General features: G+C 68.3%; 3 protein-coding genes and 2 pseudogenes. 4 read left to right on the plus strand and 1 reads right to left on the minus strand.

The window, feature by feature from the left end; all coding sequences use genetic code 11:
• Window positions 1-1,518 (plus strand): S1 RNA-binding domain-containing protein, encoded by a 1,518-nt coding sequence (locus ACFYR3_RS40900; RefSeq protein ID WP_389287193.1) that lies wholly within the window; start codon window positions 1-3, stop codon window positions 1,516-1,518.
• Between the two features lie 1,691 nt (window positions 1,519-3,209).
• The gene (locus tag ACFYR3_RS40905; protein ID WP_389287194.1) at window positions 3,210-3,422 is read left to right on the plus strand and encodes a hypothetical protein; all 213 of its coding nucleotides are present in this window, start codon (window positions 3,210-3,212) and stop codon (window positions 3,420-3,422) included.
• Window positions 3,423-4,222: 800 nt separating this feature from the next.
• Here the strand turns inward: ACFYR3_RS40905 and ltrA are convergent.
• The gene (gene ltrA, locus ACFYR3_RS40910; RefSeq protein ID WP_389287195.1) at window positions 4,223-5,680 is read right to left on the minus strand and encodes a group II intron reverse transcriptase/maturase; all 1,458 of its coding nucleotides are present in this window, start codon (window positions 5,678-5,680) and stop codon (window positions 4,223-4,225) included.
• An 816-nt stretch (window positions 5,681-6,496) separates the two neighbouring features.
• Between ltrA and ACFYR3_RS40915 the strand changes: the two are divergent.
• Window positions 6,497-6,892 (plus strand): annotated as a pseudogene (locus ACFYR3_RS40915) (transposase family protein); the annotation flags it as partial.
• Window positions 6,893-7,009: 117 nt separating this feature from the next.
• Window positions 7,010-7,126 (plus strand): annotated as a pseudogene (locus ACFYR3_RS40920) (IS5/IS1182 family transposase); the annotation flags it as partial.
• Window positions 7,127-7,226 lie beyond the last annotated feature (100 nt).

Here is a 7,226-nt window from a genome sequence, read left to right on the forward strand (position 1 = left end):
GTGCTCCCTTTCGTCTACCGGATCACCAAGTACGATCCCGCCGACCGGGATGAAAGCGGCAGCTACATCGGCACCGCCGAAGCGGTCAGCGACCACGGACCTGTCGAATCGGCCTACCTGCAGGCGGTGACCGCATTTGCAGAACACGCCGGCATCGACCGCTTGGCTGTCCGAGAGCCGCAGATCGCACCCGGCCTTGTCGACTTCGGCGCGGAGCCGGCCATCGAAGGGCATGGGCTGGCCGGACTCTTCCCATCCGATCTCGCAGGCTTCCACGACGGCGCGCTGGTCTCGCTCGCCCTCGGCCTGGAACTGGTCCGGGCGATGCTCCGCGACAACGGCGCCTGGTGCCGCCTGGAAGTGGAAGGCAGGTTCACCATCCACGTCGGATGGGACCAGTACGTCTACATCGGCAGCAGCGAGCCCTGCGAGGAGGCACTGGCCCGCACCCGCGTACTCGGCCTGTTTCCGGAACGTCTGGACGCCTCCCCCTACGACGCTGACTACGACGAGCCGGGCGAACAGCGCCCCGCAGACGACGTCTTCTGGGCCCGGCTGCGCTGGTGCGTGGCCCTGCGTCAGGCAGCAATCCTGGAGGAGATCTACGCCGACAACGCCACTCGCTGGCACCGGCTCAACGACGGCACCCTCGACGAGGTCCGCGCTCGACTGACCCCCCGCGCTCAGCTGGCTGTCTGGCCGGGCCTGTCCACCGACGTTGCCGCTGTCCTCGCGGGTCTCCCCGAAGAGGGCCTGATCGAGCTCGTCTGGGAGGACGCAGACGGTCAGATCACGAGCACCACCGCCGACGAGACCCAGTTCGTGGAGCTCGCAGCGAAGATCACCGGCGCCCGCGCCGCAGCTGCTCTGTCCATGTATACCGACGAACGCCAGCCTCTGTTCACCGCCGTCCTACCCGACAGCGACGGCGTCCTGCGAGCCCGTTGGAGGACCGAGCCGACCCAGAGTGACCGCCACTGGGCCATCCTCAAGACTCTGTACCGAGGCCAGGTCATCACCGGGACGGTGACCGAGATCGCCAGCTTCGGTGTCACGTTCGTGGACATCGGCGGCTTCACCGCGATGATCAACATTCCCGAACTGTCCTGGCGACACATCGACTACCCCTCCGACGTCGTCACTGTCGGTCAGGAGATCACCGCCGAGATCCTCGACGTCGACATGGTGCGGGAGCGTGTGCCGCTATCGCTGAAGGCGCTGCAGGCGGACCCGATGCTGGATCTCGCGCGGCAGGTCGGTCAGATCGTCACCGGCCCCGTCACGAAACTCGTCCCGTTCGGCGCCTTCGTCCGCGTCGAGGACTCCGAGGACGGTTTCGAGGGACTGGTCCACAACACCGAACTGGCCGACACGCAGGTGGAAAGGCCCGAAGACGTCGTCCAGGTCGGCGAAGCACTCACCGTCAAGATCCTCGAAGTCGACCCCACCCGGCGCCGGATCGCACTGTCACACAAGCAGGCACTGGCCGTCGCCCCAGAGAGGCACCGTCATTCCTGACCAGGGAGTCGACTCGATACAGCCCCACAGCGGGCGTGCAGAGGACTGCGGACATCAGCGCAGACGACTACGGAATCCGACACGCCTGCGCCGCGAAGCCGCGCGCGTGGCGGGTGACGCGTCCGAACGGCCGTTGCCGTAAGCGTCACCGCGTGACGCCTTTGCATCACGGTCGGAAGCCGAACGTGGGGCCGGATCAAGCTTCCCGAGGCTTCGTCCCGCCTCGGCCGTGCGATCTATCAATCCGCCGGGTCGGAACGGGCGCCAGCGGCGGTGTGGGGGGTCGGAGCGATGGACTGCGCTGTCCACGTACGACGTTTCAATCCGGCGTTACGCGTGTGGCCCGGTACCGGGCGCTGGACCAGGCCACACGCGAGGACTCGCGAATGGGAAGCACGCAAGTCCACTTGGCACGCGTCGGCCGATGCGGGTGAGGCGGCGGGCCGGCGGTGACGTCCTGATCAACGATGTCGCTCGTCGCCGGACACGACGCCTGCGCCTCGCCTTGCTCCGTTTGCCCGCGGTTGGCGGCCCGGTTCGGAGGGTGAGTCGGTACCGGGCCGCCGTTTTCAGGATGTCCCGGTCGCGTGGGATGCCGCCAGGCGGAAGCGGCGCATGGGTGACGTGGGATCGCATCTCCAACGCGGTCAGGGCGGGGTCCCGGTTTGAGGGTCGGGTGGCGGGTTCTGCACGTCTTGTTGAGTCGGGTCAGCGGACTTGTCGTCGGTGCCGTGCACGATGCGGAGCATGTCCAGGGCCCAGGCCGGATCGGCGCGTGCATGCTCCCGGAGAACCTTGTCTGTGCGGATCCTCGACCATGCCCGTGCCGCCTGGGGGGATGCCGCCGGGAAGCAGATGCTTGACGACACGCCAGAGAGCCCAGACAGCGCCCAGGACCACGACGGGCCAGCCGGACAGGTGTGCGAGGCCGAGTAGTTGAGCAGTGGACACGATGGACTCCAGGTTCGGGGCAGGGCTCTTTCACCCCTTGGTGCGCGGGGTGGGGGCAGGACAGTGACAGGGGGCGGCGCTTGTGTCGCGCCGTGGCTGGGGCACCGGCCAGGACGGGGGCGGCGGGTGGTTGGCCGCCCTGTGCGGGATGCGGGGGTTAGCCGCGCAAGTGCTCCGGACTGGAGGGGACGTTCTCATGTCCGGCGGGCTCATTCGATAGTTGGCGAGCTGCAACTGCCGAGCCGGTCCGCGAGGTTGGCAACGGCTCGCGGCGGGCCGCGCGCAGCAGGCGGGGGCGGCCTATTGAATGGCGGCACGCAGGCAGGTAAGGGAGTCGGGAAGCCCGGCTGCCCCTGGCGGGTGATCTCGGGACAGATCCCGTGACCGGGCGGGTGGGCAGCGGGGTTGACCGTGTATGCACCTGACCCGACGTCTGCTCACCACGGCCGCCGCCGCCAACGCCGTCCTCGCGGCTGCCCTGTCCGTGGCTCCGCCGACCACTGCCGCTGCTACGCCGTGCACGTCGACGTGGCAGGTCGCGCAGAAGGTGGCGGTTCGTAAGCCGGCGTGGAACGAGGGGCCGGTCGCGACGACGCGTTCGCCGATCGTGCGCTACCTGCACCGGGGCGAGCGGGTGCGCTCCTGCGTCGTCGCGGTGGGCCGCAGCTCCTGGTCGCAGTACCGGGAGTGCGGCGGCGGGAGCCTGTGGCGGATCGTGCCGGCGGCCAGGTGCCCTCCGGATGCCTGCGCCGGACATGAACCAGCAACCGGGCTCGGTACACCACGGCCACGACCAGGGCCTCGCGCTCACCCTCGCCGTCCTGCTCCTGACCGGCGGCGTGCTGCTGATGTCCTCCTGGATGGGGCCTTGCACCACGTTCACGACCGTGGCCGTCCTCGTCGCCCGCCGCCTGGCCCTGCGCCGGCTCCTGCGCACCCTGCCCGACGCCTGAGCACAGGATTGGTTGGCCGTCGCCGTAGGCCGCGGTCCGGCTCCCCTACTCCTACTCCCAAGACCTGTTAGCCGCGCAAGACCCTCACACGTCCGCTCCACATCCAAGATTCTTTGTCCGGCTCCTTGCCGCGCCCGGGAGGGCCCTGACCTGTGGTGTTGGGGGTTGTGGTCGGGGTCTGGCGGGTGGTGGTTGGGGGGTGTTGCCGGAAAGTGATGTGGCTGGTCGGGGTGCCGTGGTCGGGGCCTGCGCCCCTAGCGTGAAAGGCGTCCCGGACACACTCCGCTCGCCCCGTGCGGGGTGTGTCCGGGTGCCTGGTGGCGGCGGGTCCGGCGCCACGGCCGGCGGGGCAGCCCTGCCGGTCCCGGATCCGCCACCCCAGGCCCGGGGGAGCGCCGATGCTCCGCTTTGGCGGTGTGGCGTCGGCCACGGTCAAATCCACCCGTCAAGGGGCTGGTCAAGGCGAAAACGGACACCTGCCGGGTCCGGTCGTCAGACCGGGGTCAAGGGGTGCTTCCTCACGGTGGCTTCGGCCCGCACGCACTGTCGTGTGCGGGCCGGGATGGTTGCCGATCCGGCCGGCTGGCCGGAGGAATGAGGACACCGTGCCCGAACCCGAGCCCGAAGCCGACTGGCTCGCCCCTTCCCGCCTCTGTGTACGGCCGCGATCGGGGCGGTTGAGTCGGCCTGGAGCGCGGTACCGGTGTTGCCACCAGCCCGTCTCTCCAGGCCGCTCGCCGAACCCGGCGTACCCGTTACCGAGTACCGGGCTCTCCACAGTTGTTGCCGTGGGCTGTTCGTCAGGTGATCGTCCAGGGGGTGGGGATGGTGTCGCCCCGGTAGCGGTACCGCGTGATTGCGGGTGTCCGCGCCGGATTGACCAGTTCCACTCCGTCCACTGCGATCGGCAGCCAGGACCCGTCAGGTCCCAGGAGCCATTTGCGGATGTCCTTCCACGACCAGCGGTGCAGCGTCTTCAGCCACATGATCACTCGACGCCAGAGGAAGATCCCCAGCGTCCGGAACGTGTGCTTCGCGACTGCATGCCGGAAGTAGTTGGTCCAGCCGTGCACGATCTGGTTGAGCCGGATCAGCACGTCTGCGGGACTGGCCTGTGACGTCCTGCGGGTCAGGGCACGGATCTTGTCCTTCACCGAGCGGACGGGCCGGTCGGCGATGAAGAAGTAGACGTACCACTTGTCGGTTCCCCGTTTGCGTTTCCACTGGATGCGGAAGCCGAGGAAGTCGAACCCGTCCTCCATGTGCACGATCCGGGTCTTGGCTGGTGACAGCCTCAACCCCAACGGTTCGAGCACGGAGGCCACTTCGTCCTGGAGCACGCGGGCGTCGTCGGCGGTGCCGTGCACCAAGATCGCGAAGTCGTCCGCGTAACGGACGATTCGCCAGTTGGGCAGGCCGTGCCGACGACGTTTCCTGCGCGGATACTGGGCATCCATCCGCCCGCCGGGCTTCCAGTCGCGGTGCAGGTGCTCGTCGAGCACCGACAGTGCGATGTTGAAGATCAACGGGGAGAGGATGCCACCCTGCGGGGTGCCGGTGTGGGTGTCCCTGTGCTGGCCGTCCTCGGTAAGGATGCCCGCCTTGAGGAACGCCTTCACCAGCGCCAGGACGCGCTTGTCCTTGACCCGTACCCGGACCGCATCCATGACGGCGCGGTGCGAAACGTTGTCGAAGGCCGCTTCGATGTCAGCGTCCAGCACCCATCGGTAACCCTTGGTGCCGAACCGCTGGATCTCCGCGATCGCGTCCTGGGCCCGCCGCTTGGGCCGGAACCCGTAGGAGACCGGCAGGAAGTCGGCCTCGAAGATGGGTTCCAGTACCAGCTTCAGCGCGGCCTGAACGGTCCGGTCGGCCACGGAAGGAATTCCGAGGCTCCTGATCTTTCCGGAGCCGCCCGGCTTGGGGATCTTGCGTTCCCTCACCGGAAGAGGCCGGAACGATCCGGACTTCAGGTCCGCGCGCAGGACCGTCAGGACTCCCGGAGTCGAGGCGGCGTCGGCGGCTGTCAGGCCGTCCACGCCGGCTGTCCGGGCTCCTTTGTTGCCCGCGACCCGGTCGAACGCCATCATCAGCGTCGCCGAGTCGTGCACGAAGTTGAACAGGTCGTCGAACCGGCGGCCGGGGTCGGCCACCGCCCAACGGTGAAGCTTGGTCTGCATCTCCAGTACCCGGCCCGAGGGCCCCAGCGGGGCCGGTCCGGCCGGGGCGCCGCCGTTCAGCGGTGCGTCTTCTGGCATTGCAGTCTCCTTCCCTTCTCGCAACTGCTGCCGCCCTTCCCCCTGTTCCGGGCTTTCCCCGGCTCCGAGTACTACGGCGGCTCCGCCCCGTCCCCAACCGATCGGCCGACGATGGGCCCAGCCACCGCCCGCGCTGGATACGCGGTCCGGTGGCAGATCAAGGCCGGTTCCCGTGTTCACTGCTGACCGTTCGTCGCAGTAGGCGCCCGACTCTGCCCCGGCGGCCTCGCCGTGGTTACGCCGCAGGCATTCACCACGGCCTCCCGGGCCTGCATATACAAACCTGCCCGGGAGTTCCCCAAGCCCCGTAAGGGGAGTTGGGCGCGCACCGCTTCCGGCCCAGATCCGCCAGGTTCGAGCCGGTGACTCATTTCGGGGCGTAAAGGCCGGTTTCCTCTCGTACACCTCTGCGTCTCGCTCGCCGGACCCGACCCATCTGGCAGTCCTGGGCCGTCCCGGCTTTGTCGCGGCTGCTCTCACCCTCCCCGTCATCTCCCGGATCAGGCTGCCGCCAGCTACGTTCGCCCCGCTGCGACAGGGCGAACGGTGCAGGTCTTCCACCTCCACTCGGTCAAGCAGCGCTTTCCACGGCGCACGTGCCTGTCAAGTCAAATGAAACGAATGTGATGCTATGAACTCTGTTGTTCGGTTTGGCGTCGCTTGGCGGGGTCGTTGATCCATGCCTGGCGGGGGATCGATGGCGGGACGGGGCGGCGGTTGAACCGCTCCGGATGCTGTTCGTAGGCCGCTGCGAGGGTGGCGGCTCGTTGCTCGCGTACCAGCTCCGCGGGGAGAGGTCGTCTCCGAGGCGCAGGGCACCGCCGCCACGGTGTGAACGTGCAGGTCGTGACCGACCCAACCGGGCACGTGCTGTGGATCTCGCCGGCCTTGCCGGGCCGGTGCCACGACCTGACCGCGGGCCGCACTCATCGGATCATCCGGATCTGCGAACGGCAGGGCGTCCCCATCCTGGCCGACCGCGCCTACACGGGCGCCGGACCCTGGGTCACCACCGGGCGCAGACGCCCACCCGGCGGGCAGCTGACCCCGACAGAACGGACGGTCAACCGTGCACTGGCCACGTCCCGAGCACCCGTCGAACGCGGAATGGCACGACTCAAGTCCTGGCGGATCTTCAGAAGATCGCGATGCAGCCCGAATCGAATGACGTCAACCGCCAAGGCAGTCCTCACCCTGGAGAGGCAGCGCTGAAAACGCTCAGTCACTGGAGAGCCGGATGACAGGGAAACCGTCATGTCCGGTTCGGCGGGAGGCCGCGCGGAACAGGACCTGCCACGGCAGGCACCTCGCCGCGCGACCGACCCAACGGCCTGGCTCGCCGGCTGCCGACGACTCCACCGACGCTACGAACGCAAAGCCGAACACTTCCTCGCCTTCACCAGCATCGCCTGCGCCCTCATCTGCTACCGCCGACTCACCAAATGAGATGACTGAGGCGCCCCGAGGTTCTCGGACAGCGGTCCCCATAGGATTGAAGTCCAGAACGGTGGAGAGAGCACGTGGCACAGAAGCGTAGGAAGTTCAG

The organism is Streptomyces sp. NPDC005784, from assembly GCF_042871525.1.
Classification (GTDB): domain Bacteria; phylum Actinomycetota; class Actinomycetes; order Streptomycetales; family Streptomycetaceae; genus Streptomyces.

What these genes read in the sequence shown, in the direction of transcription:
- ltrA (WP_389287195.1), bottom strand. Translation starts at nt 5,680, where the DNA reads ATGCCAGAAGACGCACCGCTGAACGGCGGCGCCCCGGCCGGACCGGCC.
- ACFYR3_RS40905 (WP_389287194.1), top strand. Translation starts at nt 3,210, where the DNA reads ATGCCTGCGCCGGACATGAACCAGCAACCGGGCTCGGTACACCACGGC.